This window comes from Amycolatopsis sp. NPDC114504, from assembly GCF_055633595.1.
The window spans coordinates 748,529-770,262 of the sequence record NZ_JBVKDU010000006.1 but is presented as its reverse complement, the minus strand read 5'-3'; the positions used below and the strand labels follow the sequence as shown (position 1 = coordinate 770,262).

Genomic DNA, 21,734 nt, shown 5'->3' with positions numbered 1-21,734 from the left:
AGGTCCCCGCCCGTTACGCCGCGTCTACCCCTAGACCGGGCACGCCTCTGCCGTTTCCTGCTCTACGGACGCCGCGAACCGCGGCAGAGGAGGTTTCGATGAAGACGAGACGGCGGGTGATGACGCTGCTCTCCGCGGCGTTCGCCCTGGTCGCGGGCACCGCGACCGCGACGAACGCGCAAGCGGCGGTCACCCCGGACGGCTGGTACACCGTGGCCGCCGTCAACAGCGGGAAGTGCGTCGATGCCCGGGCTGCCGGGACCGCCAACGGCACCGTCGTGCAGCAGTACTCCTGCAACCAGACCGCCTCGCAGCAGTGGCAGTTCCAGTCCACGGGCGACGGCTACTTCCGGGTGAACGCGCGCACCAACGCGGCCGCCGCCTGGGATGTCAGCAACGTCTCCACCGCCGATGGTGGCCTCGTGCAGCTCTGGACCTACTCGAACGGTGCCAACCAGCAGTGGCAGGCCGTCGACGAGGGGAACGGCCGCTACCACTTCGTCAGCCGCAACAGCGGGAAGTGCCTCGACGTCCCCGGGGCCTCCGCCGCCGACTCCGTGCAGCTCCAGCAGTACTCCTGCAACGGCACCACCGCCCAGTCGTTCATCCTGAACCCCGTGAACACGACGCAGCCCGGTCAGCCGGATCTCGGCCCGAACGTGGTGATCTTCGACCCGTCGATGCCCAGCTCGACGATCCAGAGCCGGCTCAACAGCATCTTCAGCCAGCAGGAACGCAACCAGTTCGGCAGCCAGCGCTACGCCGTGATGTTCAAGCCCGGCACCTACTCCAACGACGTCAACGTCGGCTTCTACACGCAGGTGCTGGGCCTCGGCCTGAGCCCCGACGCCGTGACGATCAACGGCGCCGTGCACGTCGAGGCCGACTGGTTCCCGCCACAGAACGCGACGCAGAACTTCTGGCGCGGCGCCGAGAACCTGTCCGTCAACCCGACCGGCGGCGCCGACCGCTGGGCCGTCAGCCAGGCCGCGCCGTACCGCCGCATGCACGTCCGCGGCGACCTGCAGCTCGACGACGGCGGCTGGGCCAGCGGCGGCTGGATCTCCGACTCGAAGATCGACGGCCAGGTCCGCTCCGGCTCGCAGCAGCAGTGGATCTCCCGCAACTCGCAGTTCGGCAGCTGGTCCGGCTCGAACTGGAACATGGTCTTCGCGGGCGTCCAGGGCGCCCCGCAGAACACCTTCCCGGCCCCGCCGTACACCACCGTCAACCAGACGCCGGTCGTGCGCGAGAAGCCGTTCCTCTACATCGACAACGCCGGCAACTACCAGGTCTTCGTCCCCGGGGTGAAGACCAACGCGTCCGGCACGAGCTGGGCGAACGGGACCGCGCCGGGCACGTCGCTGCCGATCGACCAGTTCTACATCGCCAAGCCCGGCGCCACCGCCGCGGACATGAACGCCGCGCTCGCCGCGGGCAAGAACCTGCTGGTCACGCCGGGTGTCTACCACCTCAACCAGGCGCTGCACGTCACCCGGCCGGACACCGTCGTGCTCGGGCTCGGCATCGCCACGATGGTGCCGGACAACGGCGTCACCGCGATGAACGTCGACGACGTCGACGGCGTCAAGGTCGCCGGCCTGCTGATCGACGCCGGCACGACCAACTCGAACACGCTCATGCAGGTCGGCGCCGCCGGTTCGGCCGCGAACCACGAAGCGGACCCGACGTCGCTGCACGACGTCTTCTTCCGGATCGGCGGCCCGGCCGTCGGCAAGGCGACGAACAGCCTGGTGGTGAACAGCAGCAACGTGATCGGCGACCACATGTGGATCTGGCGCGCCGACCACGCCGACAACGGCAACAACGTCGGCTGGGGCACCAACACCGCCGACAACGGGCTCACGGTCAACGGCAACAACGTGACGATGTACGGCCTGTTCGTCGAGCACTACCAGAAGACGCAGGTCGTCTGGAACGGCAACGGCGGCCGGACGTACTTCTTCCAGAACGAGATGCCCTACGACGTGCCGAACCAGGCCGGCTGGATGAACGGCTCGACCAAGGGCTACTCGGCCTACAAGGTCGGCCCGAACGTCACCAGTCACGAGGCGTGGGGGCTGGGCAGCTACTGCTACTTCAGCACCAACCCGTCGGTCGCCAGCGCTCACGCGTTCGAGGCACCGAACACCGCGGGCGTGAAGTTCCACGACATGGTGACCGTCTCCCTGAACTACCAGGGCACGATCACGCACGTCATCAACAACACGGGTGACACGACCCCGACCGGCACCAAGCCGGTCAACCTGGTCAGTTACCCCTGAGCAACCGGCGTGCGCCGTGGTGGCGGCCGCGGCGCACGCCGGTCCTATGTGTCCGGCCACAGTGGACGCATGGCCCGAACGGGTGGTGAATCACGCCGGCCGGGCGATTGGTCGCGATAATGGGACGCCCCACACCCGAGGAGCGACCCATGACCTCCTTCGCAGCGTTTTCCGTCATCGAACCCCGCCGAGCCTGGCCGATCGCCGCCGTCCGCGGCGTGGTCGCCGTCCTTTTCGGCATCTTCGCGCTGGCCTGGCCGGGCGCTACGGTGCTCGTGCTGGCGATCCTCTACGGCGTGTACGCGATCGTCGACGGCGTCGGCGGCCTGATGCAGGCGTTTCGCCCGGGCGACTCCGGCCACCGCGCCGCCTACGGAATCCTCGGCGCGCTCGGCATCGTCGCCGGAATCCTGGTCCTCGTCTGGCCCGGCATCACGGTTCTGCTCCTGGCCCTGCTGGTCGGCCTGTGGGCGATCGTCACCGGCGTCGCGGAGATCGCCGCCGCGATCCGGCTGCGCAAGCAGATCCAGGGCGAGGCGTTCCTCATCGCCGCCGGCGCGCTCTCCGTGATCGCCGGTGTCCTCATCGTGATCAACCCGATCGCCGGCGCGTTCGGCATCGCGCTGCTCGTCGGCATCTACGCGCTGCTCTACGGGATCATGCTGCTGGTGCTGGCCTTCCGGCTGCGCAAACTGGGGGACACCGCACCCGCCGCGTGAGTAGCGTGCGGGGGTGTCGACCCGCGAACTGGTGGTGCTGGGCACCGCGAGCCAGGCGCCCACGCGCCTCCGGAACCAGAACGGCTACTTGCTGAGATGGGACGGCGAGGGCCTCCTCTTCGACCCCGGCGAAGGGACCCAGCGCCAGATGCTGCGCGCCGGCGTCGCCGCCACCGACATCACGCGGATCGGCATCACGCACTTCCACGGCGACCACACGCTCGGCCTGCCCGGAGTCATCCAGCGGTTGTCGCTGGACGCGGTCAGGCACCCGGTCCACGCCCACTTCCCGGCCTCCGGCGCGCACTACTTCGAGCGGCTGCGCCACGCGACGTCGTTCTACGAGCAGGCCGACCTGCGCGAACACCCGATCGCCGAAGACGGCCCGATCGCGACCGGGAAGTTCACGCTCGAAGCGCGGCGGCTGAGTCACCCGGTCGAGGCTTTCGGCTACCGGCTGGTCGAGCCGGACGGCCGCACGATGCTCCCCGGCAAGCTGAAGGACCACGGCATCCAAGGCCCGGACGTCGGCAAGCTCCAGCGGGACGGCCGGCTCGGGACCACCAGAATCGAAGACGTCAGCGTCCCCAGGCCCGGCCAGCGGTTCGCGTTCGTCATGGACACCCGCCTCTGCGACGGCGTGTACGCGCTCAGCGAAAAAGCCGACATGCTCGTGATCGAGTCGACGTTCCTCGCCGAGGACACCCACCTCGCCCGTGACTTCGGGCACCTGACCGCCCAGCAGGCGGCGCGGGTCGCCGCCGAATCCGGGGTGCGGCAGCTCGTCCTGACCCACTTCTCGCAGCGCTACCCCGATCCGGCGCGCTTCCTGGAGGAGGCGAAAGCCGAGTTCGACGGCGAGATCGTGGTGGCCGAGGACCTGGAGCGGGTCCAGGTCCCGAAACGCCGGTCCTCCCCAGCGGACCACCGGGCGCCGTAGGCTGCATCTCGTGAGCCAGCCGATCCTGATGACCGTCGACGACGATCCCGCCGTGTCCCGCTCGGTCGCCCGTGACCTGCGGCGCCGGTACGGGAAGGACTACCGCGTCATCCGCGCCGACTCCGGTGCCGACGCCCTCGACGCGCTGCGCGAGATCAAGCTGCGCGGCGACGCCGTCGCGGCGATCCTCGCCGACTACCGGATGCCGCAGATGGACGGGATCGCCTTCCTCGAGAAGGCGATGGACCTGTTCCCGCACGCCCGCCGCGCCCTGCTGACCGCCTACGCCGACACCGACGCCGCGATCCAGGCGATCAACGTCGTCGACGTCGACCACTACCTGCTCAAGCCGTGGGACCCGCCGGAGGAGAAGCTCTACCCGGTGATCGACGCGCTGGTCGAGACCTGGAAAGCCGTCGGCGACAAGCCGGTCGAAGAGGTCAAGCTCATCGGCCACCGCTTCAACTCGCCGTCGTTCCACATGCGCGACTTCCTCGCCCGCAACGCCGTCCCGTACCGGTGGTACTCGGTCGAAGACGACGAAGGGCGCCGGATCCTGCAGGCCGCCGACGCCACCGACGCCGACATCCCGGTCGTCGTCACCCCGGACGGCACCGTCCTCAAACACCCCTCCGGCAGCGAGATCGCCGACGCGGTCGGCTTGTCGACCCGTCCGGCGCAGGAGTTCTACGACCTCGTCGTGATCGGCGGGGGGCCGGCGGGCCTCGGCGCCGCCGTCTACGGCGCGTCCGAGGGCCTGCGCACGGTGCTCGTCGAGAAGAAGGCCACGGGTGGCCAGGCCGGCACCAGTTCGCGCATCGAGAACTACCTCGGCTTCCCCGACGGCGTCTCCGGCGCGCAGCTGACCGACCGGGCGCGGCGCCAGGCGCAGAAGTTCGGTGCCGAGGTGCTGACCGCGCGCGACGTCGTCGGCCTCGAGGCCCGCGGCTCGTCCCGGGTCGTCACCTTCGGCGACGGCAGTGAGATCGCCGCGCACTCGGTGATCCTCGCCAGCGGCGTCACCTACCGCGCGCTGGACGCCGAGGGCATCGAGGAGCTGAGCGGCCGCGGCGTCTACTACGGCTCGGCCGCGACCGAGGCGCCCGAGTGCAAGGGCGAGCACGTCTACATCGTCGGCGGCGCCAACTCCGCCGGACAGGCGGCGGTGTTCTTCTCCCGGCACGCGAGCGACGTCACGATCCTCGTGCGCGGGGAGTCGCTGGAGTCGTCGATGTCGCACTACCTGATCGAGCAGATCGCCGGCATCGAGAACATCCACGTCCGCACGCACACCACGGTCAAGCAGGCCCACGGCGACGAGCACCTCGAACGTCTCACGCTGTGCGAGAACGGCGTCACCGAGACGGTCGAGAGCGGCCACCTGTTCATCTTCATCGGTGCCGCCCCGCGCACCGAGTGGCTCGGCGAGACGATCCACCGCGACGAGCACGGCTTCGTGTGCACCGGCCCCGACCTGACGGCGAACGGGCAGCGGCCGGCGGGCTGGACCCTCGACCGTGATCCGCACTACCTCGAGTCGTCCGTCCCCGGTGTGTTCGTGGCCGGTGACGTGCGGGCCCAGTCGGTCAAGCGGGTGGCGTCCGCGGTCGGCGAGGGCGCGATGGCCGTGACGCTGGTACACCGGTACCTGGAGGAACAATGAGCGCACTGCCGCGGGAAGAGCTTCGCGGGCTCTTCCTTTTCGAACACCTTTCCGAAGACCAGCTCGACTGGATCGCCGCCAACGCCGTGCTCGAGGAGTACGCGGCCGACTCCACCGTCATCAGCGAGGGCGGCGAGGCGACCTGCTTCTACGTCCTGCTGAACGGCGCGATCCGGATGACGCGGCTGGTCAGCGGCACGGAGGTGGAGACCAACCGGTCCGACCAGCGCGGAGCGTACTTCGGCGCGACGCAGTTCTTCGTGCACCAGGAGAGCGAGCACACCTACAACGCCACCGTGCGCGCGCTGTCCGATGTCACGTTCCTGGCGCTGCCCTCGAAGGAGTTCTCCTTCGAGTTCCGCCGGTGGTTCCCGATGGCGACGCACCTCCTCGAAGGCATGTACCTCGGCTGGCGCAACAGCGACACCGTGATCGGCTCGCGTCGTCGGCTCCTGGCGCTGGGCGAGCTGTCGGCCGGACTCACGCATGAGCTGAACAACCCGGCCGCGGCCGCCGTCCGGGCGACGTCCGCCCTGCGCGAACGCGTCGCCGGGATGCGGCACAAGCTCGCCTTCCTCGCGAAGAAGGACATCGACCCGGAGCTGCTCTACCAGCTCATCGACGTCCAGGAACGCCTGGTCAAGCAGGTCGTCAACGCCGAGAAGCTGTCCGCGATGCAGCAGGCCGACCGCGAGGACGAGATCACCGACTGGTTCGACGACCGCGGCATCGACCAGGGCTGGGACCTCGCCGACATCTACGTCCGCGCCGGCCTGACCACGGCCGACCTGGACAACGTCCTCGAGCAGGTCGGCGACACCTTCATCGACGGCGCCGTCCGCTGGCTCGCCTACGCGCTCGAGACCGAGATGCTGATGGGCGAGATCGAGGACTCCACCACGCGGATCTCCGCGCTGGTCGGCAAGGCCAAGCAGTACTCGCAGATGGACCGGGCGCCGCACCAGTGGGTCGATGTCCACGACGGCCTCGACTCCACGCTCGTCATGCTCGCGGGCAAGATCGGCGACGGCGTCCGCATCGTGAAGGAGTACGACCGGAGCCTGCCGAAGATCCCGGCGTACCCGGCCGAGCTGAACCAGGTCTGGACGAACGTCATCGACAACGCCCTCGGCGCGATGCAGGGCGAAGGCACGTTGACGCTGCGCACGTGGGGCCAGAACGAGCAGGTCCGCGTCGAGATCGGCGACACCGGCCCCGGCATCCCGGCGGACATCAAGCAGCGGATCTTCGAGCCGTTCTTCACGACGAAGCCGGTCGGCGAAGGGACCGGCCTCGGCCTGGACATCTCGTGGAAGATCGTCGTCGAACGCCACCAGGGTGACCTGCGCGTCGAGTCCGAGCCCGGGAACACCCGGTTCGAAATCTGCCTGCCGACGGTCGAGCAGGCCTCGCTCTGATGGCTTCCGTCCCGACGGTCACGACCGAGCTCGGGGCGCTGGTGGGGCTGGCGGGCGACGGCGTCCGCCGGTGGCGTGGGATCCCGTATGCCCACCCGCCGGTCGGGGAGCTGCGCTGGAAGGCGCCGCGGCCGCCGTCGCTGTCCGGTGGCGTGCACGTCGCGACGGAGTACGGGCCGCACGCGATGCAGTCGCCGGACCCGATGAACCCGTCCGCCGTGTGCGACGAGGACTGCCTGTACCTCAACGTCTGCACGCCGGAAGGGCCCGTTCCCGACCGCGGCTGGCCGGTGCTGTTCTGGCTGCACGGCGGCGGCTACCGCGTCGGCCACGGCGAGCAGCTCGGTGACGGCGAGGAGTTCGCACGCGCCGGGATCGTCGTCGTCACGATCAACTACCGCCTCGGCTCGCTCGGCTTCCTGCACCTCGCCGGCCTCTTCGGCGAGCCGGAGGCGGACGCCGGCGTGTGCGGGTTCCTCGACCAGGTCGAGGCCCTGAAATGGGTGCGCCGCAACATCTCCGCGTTCGGCGGCGACCCCGATCGGATCACCGTCTACGGCGTCTCGGCGGGCGCGAAGAGCGTCGGGAACCTGATGGGCAGCCCGCTGGGGACGGGGTTGTTCGCCCAGGCGATCAGCAGCAGCGGCGGCGCGGACCACGTCGCGACGCCGGAGGCCGGGACCGCGCTGGCCCGGCGGCTCCTCGACGAGGTCGGCTGCCACGACGTCGAAGCGCTGCGTGCCTTGCCGGCGAAGGAGTTCGTCGAGGCGCAGGAACGGATCCTCACCGGCTTCCAGGCGCTGTGGCTGTGGCGGCCGACGCTGCACCCCCGCGTGCTGCCGGAGGTGCCGATCGAGCCGATCCGCCGGGGGAGCGCGGCCGGCGTCACGCTGCTCGTGGGCTGCAACAGCAACGAAGGCAGCACGTACGCGCTGATGCTCGGTGACGACGTCGCGACCGCTCCGGCAAGCTCGGTCTTGAACGGCATCCTCGGGGACGAAGGCGCTTCGCGGCTTCTCGAGACGTACCTTCGCCGCGTCCCCGACCTGAAGTCCGCGAAGATCGCCGCGATGGGCGACGAACGCTACGGCGTCCCGACCCAGCGCCTCGCCGACGCGCAGTCCGCCTACGCGGCCGTCTACCGCTACCGCATCGACATCGCCGCGCCCGGCGTGCCCGAGCAGCTCGACGGCGGCCACGGCACCGAGACGACCATGGCGTGGAAGACCCCGCTGCCGCTCGCTACCCAGGGGTCCGCCGTCAACCCGAAGCGCGAGAGCGCGGCGTTGCTGATCCACCGGTGCTGGGTGCGGTTCGTCCGGGACGGCGTCGCGGACGCCGACGGCCCCGAATGGCCCCCGTACGGCCCCGAGTTGCGGCCGGTGCTCGTTTTCCGGGAAGACACCGACCTGGTGCTCGATCCACGGTCCGACGAGCGAAATGCCTGGGGCGACACGGAATGGGCGTCCGGAACCTGGTTCCAGCCGTCCTGACACCGTTAGTTCATCTTTCCTTCACTTCGAGCTGGCTCGTTCGCGCGTCAAACGAGTCGAAGGCCGTAGAGGATTTGGCCGTCGAGGGGAGTGACAGTGAAACGCCAGGTGTCCATCGGGTTGGCCGTGGTGCTGCTGCTGGCCGTCGTCGCCGTGATCGTCTGGGGCCGCGGCGACGACTCCGCGCAGGGTGGCGACCTCACCACCGTGCGCGGTGTGATCGGGTCGGAGAAGCAGGCCTTCTTCACCGACCAGCGCGTCGTCGACGCCTTCGCCCGCAACGGCCTGAAGGTCGAGGTCGACACAGCCGGCTCGCGGCAGATCGCGACGACCGTCGACCTGGGGAAGTACGCGTTCGCGTTCCCGTCGTCGTCACCGGCCGCGCAGAAGATCCAGCGCGACCGCAAGGTGACGACGGTCTACACGCCGTTCCAGTCGCCGATGGCGATCGCGTCGTTCGAGCCGATCGTTTCTTTGTTGCGGGCCAATGGGGTGGTGCACAAGGGCGCCGGCGACTACGACGTCCTCGACATCGCGAAGTACCTCGACCTGGCGAAGGCCGGGACGCGCTGGGACCAGCTGCCCGGCAACACCGCCTACCCGGCGCGCAAGAACGTCCTGGTCACGACGACCGACCCGCGCGAGTCGAACTCCGCGGCGATGTACCTGTCGATCGTTTCCTTCGTGGCCAACGGCAACACCGTCGTCAGCACACCCGACCAGGAGGCGAAGGTGCTGCCGTCGGTGTCGAAGCTGTTCCTCGACCAGGGGTACACGCAGAACAGCACCGAGGGGCCGTTCGAGGACTACTTGTCGGCGGGCATGGGGAAGACGCCGCTGGCGCTGATCTACGAGTCGCAGTTCGTCGACCGGGTGGAGCGCGGCGACGGGTCGATCCGGCCGGACATGCGCATGCTCTACACCGCGCCGACGGTCTACTCGAAGCACACGCTCGTCCCGCTCTCGGGCGACGGCGACAAGGTGGGCCAGCTGCTCACGACCGACCCCGAGCTGGGCAAACTCGCCGCGACCTTCGGGTTCCGCACGACCAACCCGCAGCTGTTCGCCGACGTCGCGGCGAAGGCGCACGCGCCGGCCGACCTCGTGGACGCCGTCGAGCCGCCGACCTTCGAAACGCTCGAGCGACTGCTCGACGCCGTCGGCAAGCAGTACTGACATGGACGACTTCGCCCTCACCCCGCCCGAGCCCGTCACCGCGATCCCCGCCGAGCGCGCCGCCGGGCTCATCACGCTCAGCGACGACACGCGGTCGGAAGTCACCGTTCGCGCCGAAGCTTTCGCCGCGCGGCTGGAAGCATTGGACGTCCGGTCGCCGGAGTTCACGGACCTCCTGGACGAGCTGCTGGCCGTCGGCGAGGCCGACATGCGGGCCGCGGCCGGCGTCGCGGGGTCGATGCTGGACCGGTCCTTGCGCAGTGCCGCGTCCCCGCAGGACGGCGTCACGACGAGCCTGACGAGCCTGCGCCGCACGGTCGCCGAGCTGGACCCGGCCAAGCTGCCGCTGACCGGGCGCAAGCTGCTCGGGATGTTCCCGGTCGCCCAAGGCGCGAAGCGGGCGCTGGACCGCTACCGCGCGGCGAACGAGCCGGTCAACGCGCTGGTCGTCGACCTCCGCGGCCGTCAGGACGTCCTGCGTCGCGACAACGCCGCGATCAAGGGCGAGCGCGGGCGGCTGTGGAAGGTCATGGGCAAGCTCGCCGAGGCGGCCGCGTTCGCCGAAGCCGTCGACGGCGCGATCGAGACGCAGGCCGGGGTCTTCGACTTCACGGATCCCGCGCGCGCCAACGCGTTGCGCGCCGACGTGCTGTACCCGATCCGGCAACGGCACCAGGACCTGCTGACCCAGCTCGCCGTCAGCGCGCAGGGCTACCTCGCGCTGGACCTGGTGCGCAAGAACAACGACGAGCTGGTCCGCGGCGTCGAGCGGGCGGTGTCGACGACCGTGTCCGCGCTGCGGGTCGCCCTGCTGGTCAGCGGTGCGCTGGCGAGCCAGCGCGACGTCCTCGACGAGGTCGCGGCGCTGCAGGCGACCACCGACGGGCTGATCCGCGCCAACACCGAGCTGCTGGACCTGCAGTCCGCCGAAATCCGCAAGGCGAGCAGCGACCCCGCCGTCGCGACCGAGACGATCCGCCAGTCGTTCGACCGGATCTACGCCTCGATCGACGCGATCGACGGGTTCCGCGCCGACGCCGTCCGCACGATGGCGGCGACCGTCGAGTCGCTGTCCGGCGAGATCCGCCGCGCCGAGGACCACCTGCGGCGCTCGCACGAGGGGGAAGCATGATCAGGAAACTTCTCGCGCTGGCGGTGGGCGCGGCCTTGCTGGCCGGCTGTTCCGACGCCGCTCCGTCCGCGCCGCTGGGGGATCCCGAGCCGGGGACGCTGCGGATCCTCGCGGGCAGCGAGCTGGCGGACATGCAGCCGGTGCTCGACGAAGCCGCGCGCGCCACCGGAGTGACGGTCAAGTTCACGTTCACCGGGACCCTCGAAGGTGCCGAAGCGCTCGCGAACGGCAGCGTCGACGGCAAGTACGACGCCGTGTGGTTCTCTTCGAACCGTTACCCCGCAGGCATTCCCGAAGCGGCGAAACGGCTCGGCAACCAGGTCAAGATCATGAGCTCGCCGGTCGTGCTCGGGCTGGCGACGTCCGTGGTGCAGCGGCTCGGCTGGGCGGGCAAGCCCGTCAGCTGGGGTGAGATCGCCGCGCAGGCCGGGAAGAAGGCGTTCAGCTACGGGATGACCGACCCGTCGGCGTCGAACTCCGGGTTCTCGGCGCTGGTCGGGGTGGCTTCGGCGCTGGCCGGCGCGGGCAACGCGATCGACGCCCAGCAGATCGCGTCGGTGACTCCGCAGCTGACGCAGTTCTTCAGCGCCCAGGCGCTTTCGGCCGGGTCGTCGGGCTGGCTGTCGGACGCGTACACGCGGCGCGCGACCGGCCAGGACCCCGGGCAGAAGGTCGACGGGCTGATCAACTACGAGTCCGTGCTGCTGTCGGCGAACGCGTCCGGGAAGCTGCCGGAGCCGCTGACGCTGGTCTACCCGAGCGACGGCGTCGTCACGGCCGACTACCCGCTGACCCTGCTTTCGGACGCCGGGAACGATGCCCGCTCGGCACACCAGCGGCTCTCGGACTACCTGCGGACGCCCGACGTCCAGAAGAAGATCATGGAGACGACCCAGCGGCGGCCGGTGGTCCCGGGCGTCGCGCTGGGGCGGCAGTTCGCGGCGCGCGACCTCGTCGAGCTGCCGTTCCCGGCGACGCAGCAGGCCGTCGACGCGCTGCTCCAGGCGTACTTCGACAAGATCCGGCGGCCGTCGCGGACCTTGTACGTGCTCGACACGTCGGGTTCGATGAAGGGCGATCGGATCGATTCGCTGAAAAGCGCGCTGGTCGGGCTGACGGGGGCGGACACGTCGCTGGCCGGCCGGTTCAGGCGGTTCCGGAGCCGGGAGGAGGTGACGATGCTGCCGTTCAACACGAGTCCTTCGCGGCCTTCGACGTTCACTGTGCCGGAGCAGAACCCGCAGGGCGAGCTGGACCGCATCAAGACGTTCGCCGAGGGGCTGTCGGCGGGCGGCGGGACGGCGATCTACGACAGCCTTTCGGAGGCTTACCGGGTGCTGGAACCGTTGGCGGCGCGCGATCCGGACCGGTTCACCTCGATCGTCCTGATGACCGACGGCGAGAACGCGAACGGCTCGTCGCTGGCCGACTTCCAGGCGTCGTCCGGCTCGCTGCCGCCGGCGATGAAGCAGGTGCCGGTGTTCACGGTGCTGTTCGGCGAGGGGTCGAGCGACGAGCTGACGCAGGTCGCCGGGGCGACCGGCGGCAAGGTGTTCGACGCGCGGAAGGTCCAGCTGTCCAGCGTGTTCCAGGAGATCCGCGGGTACCAATGATGCTGCTGCGCTATCTGGGGTCGACCAAGAACCTGCTCGGCTGCGTCGGCGGGCTCGTCGGTGTGGTGCTGTACCTGACGGGGGTGATCGGGTGGTTCTGGCCGTTCGTCGTGGTCGCGTTGTACCTGGTGGGGGCGCTGCTCGCGCCTTCGGAGAAGGTCCGGCTGGTCCCCGACACGTCCGCTGAGCTGCGTTCTTCCTTGGAAACCTTGGTGCACCGGGTCGCGTCGCAGTCTTCGCGCATGCCCGAGTCCACTGTGGACACGGTGGGACGCATCGCGGAAGTCCTGCGGGACTTGCTGTCCGATCCTGCGCGGTTGTCGGCTGACCCCGATGTGCGGCACGCGGTCGTCCGCTTGGCGGGCACGGATCTGCCTCTGTCGCTGGAGACTTATCTGAACCTGCCGTGGTGGTTCGCGGCCCGGCGGGCCGGTGCGGGCTCGGAACTGGTGACACAGCTGGGTTTGCTCGAGGCGGAGGCGCACCGGGTGGCCGAGCGGTTCTACGCGACCGAGGTCGACCGGCAGGCCGATCACACGCGGTATCTGCGTGACCGGGACGGGTGAGTTCGCGGCGCTACTCTTGTGAGTGGTGACGTTCGAACGCGCGTTCGAGTAGCTTGGATCTCATGGACGCGAACCGAGTTTCGGCAAGGTCAGGGTCACCGCTGCGGTGGTCAACCAGCTCAACAGGTCGGCGAGAGGAATGCGGGAAAGCCGTTCGGGCCACTCTTCGGCGACGGTGTGCAGCACGAGTTCGTCGTGCCGCGGTTCCACCTTGGTCAGCTTTATCCCCGGGGGGAGTTCCGGCAGGGGAAGCACGATGGGCTGGAAGCGCTTCGGTGGGCGCAGGGTGCGCTGTCCGATGTGGAGGGTCCGGGGCACGAGCACGACCGCGTCGGCTTCCACCCGGGCTTCCAGCGTCAAGTGGCCCCAGTGCGGCTTCTTGGCCCAGTGGATCTGGAGCAGCCCGCTGTCCGCCGGGGCGGCCACGATCCCGGGGCGGACCTTCGCCACCCTTTCGCGGAGCACGTCCGCGGAAACGGCGATGCGCAGGTCCACGCGGGCGGGTTTGGCGGAGGGAGTGGGAAGGGAGCGGAGGCGGACGTCTTCGGCGAGCACGGTGACCCGGCGCAGCGGAATGCTGCCGCCTTCGGGCTCGGGCCAGTCGACGTCCTCGGCGACGATCCGGACGTCGCCGATGCGGCCGGTGGCCAGCCGGAGGCTGTCGGCCGGGTAGTCGAGTTCGGTGAGGGTCAGGCCGACGTCGCGACCGTCGACCTTGGCGGTCAGCCGGCGCCCGACGAGCTGTTCGGTGACGGTGCGCACCAGGGCGCCCGGCGTGACCGGGACGTTCGGGAGCAGGGAACGCCCGGCCGCGGCCAGCCCGGCCAGCCCGGCCAGTTCGGGCCAGGGCGACCAGCCGTCGAACCACCTGCCGTCGCTCATCCGTCCAGTGTCGCCGAAGGCCGGGCGGCCCGCCGACGGCAGGTCAGGTGAAAGCGGCGATTCTCACGCGGCGACGGTGCGGGACCTGACCCGCCGGCCGCCTCCTGCCCGGACGCACCCGCTGGGGCGGCTGGGAGCCACCTGCCGTCACCGGAGGGGGCGGCGACGACAGGTGGCAGTTCGGAGGGCGGTGTCGCCCGCCGGTCACCGGCCCGCGAAGCGGGCGATGATGCCGGTGATGACCAGCCAGAACACCGCGGCCAGGCCGAAGTCGAGGATCACGGCCAGGCTGGGGTTGTCCACCGGGAACAGACCCGGCCAGAACAACGCGAGAGGAACCGCCAGTGACTTGATGAAGACGAAGAAGGCGTTGCCGGCATTGGCACCGGCGAGCACCATGATCATGTAAAGCACTTCGATCCCCGCGAAGATCGCGCCGATCGCCGTGATGACCCGCACGGCCGTGTTCCGTCTGGTGGTGGTTCGCCAAGGAGACATGCCCGGAAAATTCCCGGATCGGGTGACCCGTCAAACGCTCCAACCCCAAGATTGCGCCGTTCGGCGGCTCCCGTTGCTCTCTGCCGCCCCTCCCACACCCTCAGTCGCCCCCCAACCGGCCTCCGATGCCCTCCCAATCACGCGTGATGCCCGCTCAATCACGCCCGATGCCCGTCCAGTCACGCGTGATGCCCACCCAGTCACGCGCGTGTCGTCCATCCAGGTACGCGAGTCGTCCGTCCGGGTACGCGTGTCGTCCACTCAGGTCCGCGTTCACGGCCGTCAACGCGGGCCGGCGTCACCCAGCAGCCGCGCGATGGCCCAGTCCTGCACCGCGAGACCGACGGACTTGAACACCGTCCGTCCACTCACTGCCGGCGGCGTACCCAACGCGTCGCCGAGCTCGACCAAGGAGGAGCGCTTCACCACCCCACTGTCCACCGCGTGGATCACCTCACCGGCTTCCTCGAGCACGGCCTCGACCTGATCCACCACCACACACGAAGCAGAACCGAGCAGCTCGGCCGGAAGCTCCCGCATGGAAGGCAGATACGACCCGATCGCGTTGACGTGAACCCGCTCCGGCAGGTCGTCCACATCGAACAGAGGAGTCGACGATGACGTAGCACAGCAAACGATCTCCGCATCGGAGACGGCGTCGGCGGCCGAAGTCGCGACCCGCGTCTCGATCCCCGGGAACTCGGCACGCACACGATCCGCGAAGCCCTGAGCGCGCGACGGATCCCGTCCGAACACCGCCAGCCGTTTCACCGGCCGTACCGCCGCCACCGCCCGCACCTGGTCGGCGGCCTGCGCGCCGGTGCCGAGGAGTGCCAAGCGGCCGGCGGAGGGTGGCGCGAGCAGGTCCGTCGCGACGCCGGACGCCGCGCCGGTGCGCAGGGTGGTCACCTCGATCGCGTCGGCGACCACCTGGCCCGCGGCCGTGTTCCACACCAGCGTCCCGAGGATCATCGGCGTGCGGCCGGCGACCAGGCTGAGCGTCTTCACCACCGTCGTCGACGTCGGCGTGTGGCAGGCGCTCATCACCAGCGTCGTGCCGCCGCCGAAGGACAACCGTTGCGGCACCACGAAACGGCCGGCGGCGAGGTCGAGGAAGGCCTCCCGGACCGCGTCGACGGCGGCGGTCATCGGAACGGCCGACCTGACGGCGTGAGCATCGAGCATGTGCGAACCCTTCGAAGCCGGAGAACTGCCGCTAGCCTGACGAGGTGTCCGATGCCGCGCAAGATCCACCCGTCGAAGACCAGCGGTTCGTCCGCGACGACTGGTACGGGGAGGAGATCACCGGACGCCACTACGTGCGGTGCGAGTTCCGCGAGGTCGACTTCTCGGAGACGCAGACGCGGAACTCGGTCTTCACCGACTGCGTGTTCGGCAACGTGCGCTTCAACGCGTCCCGGCACGCGGACTCGGCGTTTACCGGCTGCAGCTTCAAACGGTGCAACTTCTTCGACGCCGAGTTCACCGGGTGCAAGCTGGTCGGCGCGACGTTCAGCGAGTGCGAGCTGCGCCCGCTGCGGGTCACCGGCGGCGACTGGTCGTTCGCCGGGCTGGCGGGGGCCGACCTGCGGTCGGTCGCCTTCCACGGGGTGCGCATGCGTGAGGTCGATCTCACCGGGGCGAACTGCGCCGACGCGGTGTTCGCCGACGTCGACCTTTCGGCGGCGACGCTGCACGCCGTCAAGCTGTCCCGCGCCGAGCTGAGGGGCAGCGATCTCTCGGCGCTCGACCCGGTGAACGCCGAGCTGGCCGGCGCGATCGTGTCACCCGAACAGGCTGCGGTGCTCGTCACGTCGCTCGGGCTGCGCGTCCGGGCGTAGGCTCGGGCCGATCGGGAGGAGAGCCGCGATGGGCGTCGTGACACCGGGGTTCCGCGGCCGGGCCCGCGGCGGCAACCCGCGTTTGCCACCCGGGCAGTACCTGGCGGAGGACTTCCCCGTGCTGTCCGCAGGCCCGACGCCGCGCGTGCGCACCGAGACGTGGGAGTTCACGGTCACCACGGAGTCCGGCGAGAAGCACGCCTGGAGCTGGGCCGAGCTGATGGCCCTGCCCAGCGAGAAGCCCACAGTGGACATCCACTGTGTCACCCAGTGGTCCAAACTGGACACCCGCTGGCGCGGCGTCGCGGTGGACACCCTGGTCGGCGGGCTCGACACGGCCGCCGACTACGTCATGGTGCACTCCTACGGCGGCTACACCACGAACCTGCCGCTCGCCGACCTGCTCGACGGCCAGGCCTGGATCGCCTACGAGTACGGCGGCAAGCCGCTGACCCCGGAGCACGGCGGCCCGGCGCGGCTGCTCGTGCCGCACCTGTACTTCTGGAAGTCCGCGAAGTGGGTGCGCGGGCTCGAGCTGAAGACCCGGGACGAGCCCGGCTTCTGGGAGAACGTCGGCTACCACGACTACGGGGATCCATGGCGCGAACAGCGGTATCAGGGCGACTAGCCTGGCGGGTCGCCCGCCTGGCCGACTTCCGCGACGAGACGCCGACGGCGCGCACGCTCGTCTTCGACTTGCCCGGCTGGCCGGGTCACCTGGCGGGGCAGCACGTCGACGTCCGCCTGACGGCGGCCGACGGTTACCGCGCGCAGCGCAGCTACTCGCTCGCCGCGCCCGCCGACGGTGACCGGGTCGAGCTGACGGTCCAGCGCGTCCCCGACGGTGAGGTGTCCGAGCACCTGGCCGGCCCGTACGCGATCGGCGACCCGGTGGAGATCCGCGGCCCGGTCGGCGGCTGGTTCGTCTGGCGCCCGGCGGACCCGGCACCGGTCCTCCTGATCGCGGGCGGCTCGGGCATCGTCCCGGTGATGGCGATGATCCGCGCCCGCCGGGCGGCGGGCGTCCGCACCCCGTTCAAGCTGATCTACTCGCTGCGCACGCCGGCCGAGCTGTACTACGCGGACGAGTTGCGCACGCCGGTGGCGGGCCTGGACATCACGTACGTGTACACGCGCGAGCTGCCGGAAGGCCGCCCGGGAATCCCGCGCCGCATCGACGTGCCGACGCTCAACACGGCGGGCTGGCCGGCGGAGTTCGGCGCGGACTGCTTCATCTGCGGACCGACGGGCTTCGTCGAGACGGCGGCGGACATCCTGGTCGCACTGGGCCACGACCCGCACCGCATCCGCACGGAGAGGTTCGGCCCCAGCCGCGACTGACCCAGCCGCGACTGACCCAGCCGCGACTGACCCGGGGTCGGCTGTTCTAAGGCGCGTCCGGGCGGGAAAGCAGCTCTCGGAGCGTCGCGAGCAGCTCTCGGCGGTCCGCCGCGCCGAGCTTTCCGCGGATGCGGGCCATGTGGTGCTCGACCGTCTTCCCCGAGATGAACAGCTTCGAACCCGCCTGCTTGTACGTCAGGCCCTCGACCACCAGCCGGGCCACTTCGAGCTCTCGCTCGCTCAGCGCCGCCAAGCCCGTCCCGGCCGCCGCGGGCTCCGATGTTCCCGGCTCGCGGCGGGCCGCCGTTCCCTGGAACTGGCGGGCCGCCTCCAGCAGCTGGACCATCGCCTTGCGGTCGGACGTGCGGATCGCCGCCTGGCCGGCCAGGCGCGCCGCGTCCCAGCGCAGGCCCAGGTCGTGCATCTCGGCCGCCGCCGCCGCGATCGTGTCCGGGGCGAACGTGCCGCTCCGGACCGACAGCCAGCAGCGGGCCGCCGTGGCCAGCGCGTGCGGGTAGCGGCCGCAGTGGGCGTGCGTTTCCAACGTCGTCAGGTGCGCCTTCGCCGCTTCCGCGTCCTCCAGCGTGATCGCCGCGTGCAGCTCGTGCCACACCAGCGAGACCGTCCACAGTGGAGGTTCGCCGAGGCGCGCCAGCAGGGTGTGGGCCCGTTCGAGCTGACCCGAAATTTTCGCGAACGCGCCGGTGCGGGCCGCCGCGATCGCGAGCTCGCCGAGCGGCAGCAGGGTGAACAGGTCCGTCTGCTGCCGCATCGACGCCTGGTACGCCCGGTGCCACGACCGCTGCAAACCCACCAGATCGCTGGCCCGGCGCGCCAAGCCGAGCTCCAGGGTGGCGAAGAACAGCTCGTCGCGGGCTTCCAGCGTGCGGCCGGCGACGGCGTCGCGGTGTTCGGCCGCTGTCGCGAGGTCGCCGGCGGTCATCGCGACCCAGCCCAGCAGCAGCCGGTGCCGCACGGACAGCAGGTCGCCGCCGATCCCGCCGTCGAGGGCGCGGGTCAGCACGGGCTCCGCCAGCGCGAGTTCCCCGGTGTGCAAGGCGGCGAGCGCGGCCAGCGACGCCGGGCTGTCGGGCAGCAAGGTGCCGCCCAGCGCCGGCTCCAGCATCGCCGCGGCGCCGAGCAGGGTCGACAAGGTCTCCGTCGCGCAGCCGACCACCGAATCGGCGATGCCCCGGGCCATCCGAGTGGCCGCCCCGGCGAACAAGGTCGGCGCAACACCGGGCGCGGGCGAGTCGAGCAGCCGCCGGGCCCCGTCGAGATCACCGGTGCCGACGAGCGCGATCGCCGCGAACGCATCGGCTCCCGCCCAGTTGGCCATGCCGGGAAGCCCGGCGCCGGCGCTGGTAGGGAACCCGGTGCCGCCGCGGAACCCGGCACCGGCCGGGACCCCAGCGCTGCCGAGGTGTCCGGTGCCGGCAGGGAACCCACCACTGCCGGGGTGCCCAGCGCTGCCGGGGTGTCCGGTGCCAGCAGGGAACCCAGTGCCGCCGGGATGCGCGGTCCCGGCGGGGAGCCCGGCGCTGCCGGGAATTCCCGCGCTGCCGAGACCCGCGTTGCCGGGGTGCCCGGTGCTGCCGGGGTGCCCGGCGCCGGCGGGGAACCCAGCGCCGCCGGAGACTCCCGCGCTGCCGAGCCCAGCGCTGCCGGGATGTCCGGCGCCCGCGGTGCCGTGGCTGCTGGAATGCCCGCCAGGCGCCATCATTTCGGCGCTACGCGACGCCCAGTGGTACAGCTCCGCACTCCGAGCCAGCTCACCCCGATGCGCGAGCACAGTCGCCGCGATCGCCGCGCCGGCCGCGCGGGTCTCCGGATCGGCCGCGCCGAGCATTCCGTCGCCGAGGCGCAACGCCGTGTCCAGGTCGCCTGACAACGCCGTCGCGCGGGCCCAGCCCGCCGTCACCACCGATGACCGGTCGCCCGCCTCCGCCGCTGCCTCGAACAGCCGGGCCGCGAGCCGTGCGTCGGCCGGTAACGCCTCCGCTGCCGCCGCTGCGAACGCGGCCGCCGCTGATGCTCCGGAGCTGCCCGTGCCGAGCAACGACCGCGCCAGGTCGAGTACCGGGAGACCATTCGCCAACTGCAGTTCGACGAGGCGCTGGACCGTCGTCAGGCGGCGGGCGGGTGGGCCGAAGTCGCGGACAGCCGTTGCGGCCAGCGGAAGCAGCGTGTCGTCCGGGCCGAGGAGACCCGTTGCGCGGGCCGCGTCGACGATCGATGGCAACTGATCAGGGCCGCGGTCCAGCAACGCGCACAGCAAGTCGAGATTGCGCCCTGCCCCGGCTTCCGCCGCTATCAGATACCGCAGGACGTCGTCGGGGAGCTCGTCCAGCTCCGGGCGGAACTCCTCCAGTCGCCCGAGGAGCGCGCGCTCGGCCAGGCGTGGGACTCCGCCGGTGCGCGCGTGGAGCTCGGCCGCCGCCTTGGGCTCGGCGGGCGAACCCGTCACCGCCGCGATCAGCCGTGCGACGTCCTCGATGCCGAGGGGGCCGAGCTGGAGCAACGTCCAGCTCGAAGCCACCGCGGCCGGCCGGTGGGCGACGACGATCGGGCCGTCCGCGCCGGTGAGCAGCTCCTCGAGCTGGTCGGGACCCAGCCGGTCGGCGTCGTCGACGAGCAGGGCCTGGACGCCGGCCGCGCGGTAGCAGCGGTCGAGTGCGGCGAGCAGCACGCTCTTGCCGTACCCGCCGGGGGCGACGACGGCCAGCCGCATCGGCGCCGCCGGGTCGGCCGTGACCTGGTCGAGCAGCCGCAGCGCCGCCGGGTGCACGGGGACGGTGCGAAGCGGGGGGACCTGCGTGAGCAGAGTGTTCAACAGGGACCTTCACCGGAGGGGTGGGCGCAGTGGCTCGGGACGGGGGAGGGGACGGCGGTGGCTTCGCGGGCGGTGACCGTGATGACCACGGCCGAGGTGGCCGCGGCGAGCAGGAGCACCGCGGCCGCGAGGGGACGCCGCCGCCGGAACAGGTTCATCGGACTGCTCTTTTCGGGCAGCTCGAACGGCGTGATCTCGACCGGCGGACGCGGTGGCCGCTCGCCGAGGTCACCGAGCGTGTCCACCTGGGGGAGCAGGGTGGTCTCGACGGCGGGGGGTTCGTGCGGGGCACCCCGGTGGTCCGCGCGCAGCGCCGCGAGGGCGGCCGCGCCGAGTGCGGTGGCCGCCGGCGGAACCGGTCCCGCGAACACCGGGCACGGCGGCCGGGCCGGCAGCGCGTGCGGGGGGACGTCGCCGCAGAACACCACGCCGGCGAGTCCCTTGGGGGACGTCGACGCCGCGTTCGCGAGGGCGAAGAGCGTGCTGAGCGCCGCCGCCGGGGCCACGCCTTCGGCGCTCGCGGCCGGTTGCCAGCCGCTCGCGCCGGTCGCCGTGGCCAGGGTGACGTTCACGCCGTCGGCGCCGAACTCGCAGACCCCGGCCGCCGTGGCGCCGGGGCCGGGGACGGGCAGGTGCGCCCCGAGCGCGGCGATCGAGCCGGGGACCAGCGTGACCGCGGGGAACCCGGCGTCGGCCAGTGCCCTCCGCAGCACGTCACGGCGGTAGCCGCCCCAGTCGGCGGGGTGGGTCAGCACCAGGTGCTGCGGGGCGCCGCCGAACTGGTTCGCGGCGTGCTCGGCGATGCTCTCGACGAGCACGGTGGTCAGCGTCTCGGGCGGGAACGGCTCGCCTTCGACGAGCATCGGCACGTCGTCGCCGATCCGCCGGTGGAAGCCGGTGAGCAGCCGGGACGGGACCTGGGCGCCCGCCTGCGCGGCCGCGTCCCCGGTGAGCAGGTACCCCTCGTCGTCCAGGAACAGCGCGGACGCGGCGGCGGGGGTTCGTTCACCCAGCCAGAGCGGTTCGGGTTCGCTCCAGCCGGGGCCTTGACGGTGGCAGGTCGCGGCGTGGGTACGCCCCTGTGCCACATCGATCCCAAGGACGTAAGGCAATGGCGCTTTCCTCCTCACCTCGCGGGGCCGATCGGGGGTGCGGGATCCCCCTAGGGCTCGGGGCATCCTCACCCAAACGGGTTAGTCAATCAAGGGGCTGGAGGGATTTAACCCAACTGCGAGCATCTCGGATGACCCCCTAACTCCCTAACGATGACATATCGATCCCCTATTGGCTGACTGGTCCGCGACTCGGAGTGATCCCCGATGTGCGTGGGGGGA

18 protein-coding genes are annotated in these 21,734 nt (G+C 70.9%); 13 read left to right on the top strand and 5 right to left on the bottom strand.

The features are described 5' to 3' along the window. Window positions 1-98 precede the first annotated feature (98 nt). The 10 genes from ACZ7PG_RS45410 (at window position 99) to ACZ7PG_RS45365 (ending at window position 13,005) form a co-directional block, all read left to right on the top strand. Window positions 99-2,285, top strand: coding sequence for an RICIN domain-containing protein (locus ACZ7PG_RS45410; RefSeq protein WP_470245413.1), 2,187 nt, complete (start codon window positions 99-101; stop codon window positions 2,283-2,285). A gap of 149 nt (window positions 2,286-2,434) precedes the next feature. Continuing rightward, window positions 2,435-3,004: an HdeD family acid-resistance protein gene (locus ACZ7PG_RS45405; protein ID WP_470245412.1), complete on the top strand. Its 570-nt coding sequence runs from the start codon at window positions 2,435-2,437 to the stop codon at window positions 3,002-3,004. 13 nt (window positions 3,005-3,017) lie between these two features. Further along, window positions 3,018-3,944 (top strand): ribonuclease Z, encoded by a 927-nt coding sequence (locus tag ACZ7PG_RS45400; RefSeq protein ID WP_470245411.1) that lies wholly within the window; start codon window positions 3,018-3,020, stop codon window positions 3,942-3,944. A 10-nt stretch (window positions 3,945-3,954) separates the two neighbouring features. After that, window positions 3,955-5,607: an FAD-dependent oxidoreductase gene (locus ACZ7PG_RS45395; RefSeq protein WP_470245410.1), complete on the top strand. Its 1,653-nt coding sequence runs from the start codon at window positions 3,955-3,957 to the stop codon at window positions 5,605-5,607. Further along, window positions 5,604-7,025: an ATP-binding protein gene (locus tag ACZ7PG_RS45390; RefSeq protein WP_470245409.1), complete on the top strand. Its 1,422-nt coding sequence runs from the start codon at window positions 5,604-5,606 to the stop codon at window positions 7,023-7,025. The genes ACZ7PG_RS45395 and ACZ7PG_RS45390 overlap by 4 nt, the downstream gene beginning before the upstream one ends. Next, window positions 7,025-8,518: a carboxylesterase/lipase family protein gene (locus tag ACZ7PG_RS45385; protein ID WP_470245408.1), complete on the top strand. Its 1,494-nt coding sequence runs from the start codon at window positions 7,025-7,027 to the stop codon at window positions 8,516-8,518. Before ACZ7PG_RS45390 ends, ACZ7PG_RS45385 begins: the two co-directional genes overlap by 1 nt. Window positions 8,519-8,614: 96 nt before the next feature. Then, on the top strand, window positions 8,615-9,694 hold the full coding sequence (locus ACZ7PG_RS45380) for a hypothetical protein (RefSeq protein ID WP_470245407.1): 1,080 nt from the start codon (window positions 8,615-8,617) through the stop codon (window positions 9,692-9,694). A 1-nt stretch (window position 9,695) separates the two neighbouring features. Next, window positions 9,696-10,826, top strand: a complete 1,131-nt coding sequence (locus tag ACZ7PG_RS45375; RefSeq protein WP_470245406.1) for a toxic anion resistance protein — start codon at window positions 9,696-9,698, stop codon at window positions 10,824-10,826. Then, window positions 10,823-12,439 (top strand): extracellular solute-binding protein, encoded by a 1,617-nt coding sequence (locus ACZ7PG_RS45370; RefSeq protein ID WP_470245405.1) that lies wholly within the window; start codon window positions 10,823-10,825, stop codon window positions 12,437-12,439. The genes ACZ7PG_RS45375 and ACZ7PG_RS45370 overlap by 4 nt, the downstream gene beginning before the upstream one ends. Further along, window positions 12,439-13,005, top strand: a complete 567-nt coding sequence (locus ACZ7PG_RS45365; RefSeq protein WP_470245699.1) for a hypothetical protein — start codon at window positions 12,439-12,441, stop codon at window positions 13,003-13,005. The genes ACZ7PG_RS45370 and ACZ7PG_RS45365 overlap by 1 nt, the downstream gene beginning before the upstream one ends. A gap of 60 nt (window positions 13,006-13,065) precedes the next feature. On the opposite strand, the gene ACZ7PG_RS45360 is transcribed toward ACZ7PG_RS45365, so the two are convergent. The 3 genes from ACZ7PG_RS45360 to ACZ7PG_RS45350 all read right to left on the bottom strand — a co-directional run bounded on the left by ACZ7PG_RS45360 (window position 13,066) and on the right by ACZ7PG_RS45350 (window position 15,570). Beyond that, entirely contained in the window at window positions 13,066-13,887 is an 822-nt protein-coding gene (locus ACZ7PG_RS45360) for an LmeA family phospholipid-binding protein (RefSeq protein ID WP_470245404.1), read from the bottom strand. A 204-nt stretch (window positions 13,888-14,091) separates the two neighbouring features. Beyond that, on the bottom strand, window positions 14,092-14,346 hold the full coding sequence (locus ACZ7PG_RS45355; protein WP_470245403.1) for a hypothetical protein: 255 nt from the start codon (window positions 14,344-14,346) through the stop codon (window positions 14,092-14,094). A gap of 321 nt (window positions 14,347-14,667) precedes the next feature. Continuing rightward, a complete protein-coding gene (locus ACZ7PG_RS45350) occupies window positions 14,668-15,570 on the bottom strand; it encodes an ornithine cyclodeaminase family protein (RefSeq protein ID WP_470245402.1) in 903 nt (300 codons plus the stop codon). A 44-nt stretch (window positions 15,571-15,614) separates the two neighbouring features. On the opposite strand from ACZ7PG_RS45350, the gene ACZ7PG_RS45345 reads away from it, so the two are divergent. Genes ACZ7PG_RS45345 through ACZ7PG_RS45335 form a run of 3 tightly spaced genes read left to right on the top strand, consistent with a single transcriptional unit; the run spans window position 15,615 to window position 17,567 of the window. Further along, window positions 15,615-16,226, top strand: a complete 612-nt coding sequence (locus tag ACZ7PG_RS45345) for a pentapeptide repeat-containing protein (RefSeq protein WP_470245401.1) — start codon at window positions 15,615-15,617, stop codon at window positions 16,224-16,226. 28 nt (window positions 16,227-16,254) lie between these two features. After that, complete coding sequence (locus tag ACZ7PG_RS45340; RefSeq protein ID WP_470245400.1) at window positions 16,255-16,854, top strand: sulfite oxidase-like oxidoreductase; 600 nt, start codon at window positions 16,255-16,257, stop codon at window positions 16,852-16,854. Next, window positions 16,824-17,567: a ferredoxin reductase gene (locus ACZ7PG_RS45335; protein WP_470245399.1), complete on the top strand. Its 744-nt coding sequence runs from the start codon at window positions 16,824-16,826 to the stop codon at window positions 17,565-17,567. Before ACZ7PG_RS45340 ends, ACZ7PG_RS45335 begins: the two co-directional genes overlap by 31 nt. A 46-nt stretch (window positions 17,568-17,613) precedes the next feature. Here ACZ7PG_RS45335 and ACZ7PG_RS45330 read toward each other — a convergent pair whose 3' ends face one another. Both ACZ7PG_RS45330 and ACZ7PG_RS45325 read right to left on the bottom strand, forming a co-directional pair. Next, window positions 17,614-20,400 carry a helix-turn-helix transcriptional regulator gene (locus ACZ7PG_RS45330; protein ID WP_470245398.1) on the bottom strand — a complete coding sequence of 929 codons (2,787 nt, stop codon included), beginning with the start codon at window positions 20,398-20,400 and terminating at the stop codon, window positions 17,614-17,616. Next, window positions 20,397-21,512 (bottom strand): Hsp70 family protein, encoded by a 1,116-nt coding sequence (locus ACZ7PG_RS45325; RefSeq protein WP_470245397.1) that lies wholly within the window; start codon window positions 21,510-21,512, stop codon window positions 20,397-20,399. The genes ACZ7PG_RS45330 and ACZ7PG_RS45325 overlap by 4 nt, the downstream gene beginning before the upstream one ends. Between the last annotated feature and the right edge of the window lie 222 nt (window positions 21,513-21,734).

Bases quoted from the DNA above. Each gene is read 5' to 3' on its own strand.
- ACZ7PG_RS45410 (WP_470245413.1), top strand. From the start codon at position 99: ATGAAGACGAGACGGCGGGTGATGACGCTGCTCTCCGCGGCGTTCGCC.
- ACZ7PG_RS45405 (WP_470245412.1), top strand. From the start codon at position 2,435: ATGACCTCCTTCGCAGCGTTTTCCGTCATCGAACCCCGCCGAGCCTGG.
- ACZ7PG_RS45390 (WP_470245409.1), top strand. From the start codon at position 5,604: ATGAGCGCACTGCCGCGGGAAGAGCTTCGCGGGCTCTTCCTTTTCGAA.
- ACZ7PG_RS45385 (WP_470245408.1), top strand. From the start codon at position 7,025: ATGGCTTCCGTCCCGACGGTCACGACCGAGCTCGGGGCGCTGGTGGGG.
- ACZ7PG_RS45375 (WP_470245406.1), top strand. From the start codon at position 9,696: ATGGACGACTTCGCCCTCACCCCGCCCGAGCCCGTCACCGCGATCCCC.
- ACZ7PG_RS45370 (WP_470245405.1), top strand. From the start codon at position 10,823: ATGATCAGGAAACTTCTCGCGCTGGCGGTGGGCGCGGCCTTGCTGGCC.
- ACZ7PG_RS45365 (WP_470245699.1), top strand. From the start codon at position 12,439: ATGCTGCTGCGCTATCTGGGGTCGACCAAGAACCTGCTCGGCTGCGTC.
- ACZ7PG_RS45360 (WP_470245404.1), bottom strand. From the start codon at position 13,887: ATGAGCGACGGCAGGTGGTTCGACGGCTGGTCGCCCTGGCCCGAACTG.
- ACZ7PG_RS45350 (WP_470245402.1), bottom strand. From the start codon at position 15,570: ATGCTCGATGCTCACGCCGTCAGGTCGGCCGTTCCGATGACCGCCGCC.
- ACZ7PG_RS45340 (WP_470245400.1), top strand. From the start codon at position 16,255: ATGGGCGTCGTGACACCGGGGTTCCGCGGCCGGGCCCGCGGCGGCAAC.
- ACZ7PG_RS45335 (WP_470245399.1), top strand. From the start codon at position 16,824: ATGGCGCGAACAGCGGTATCAGGGCGACTAGCCTGGCGGGTCGCCCGC.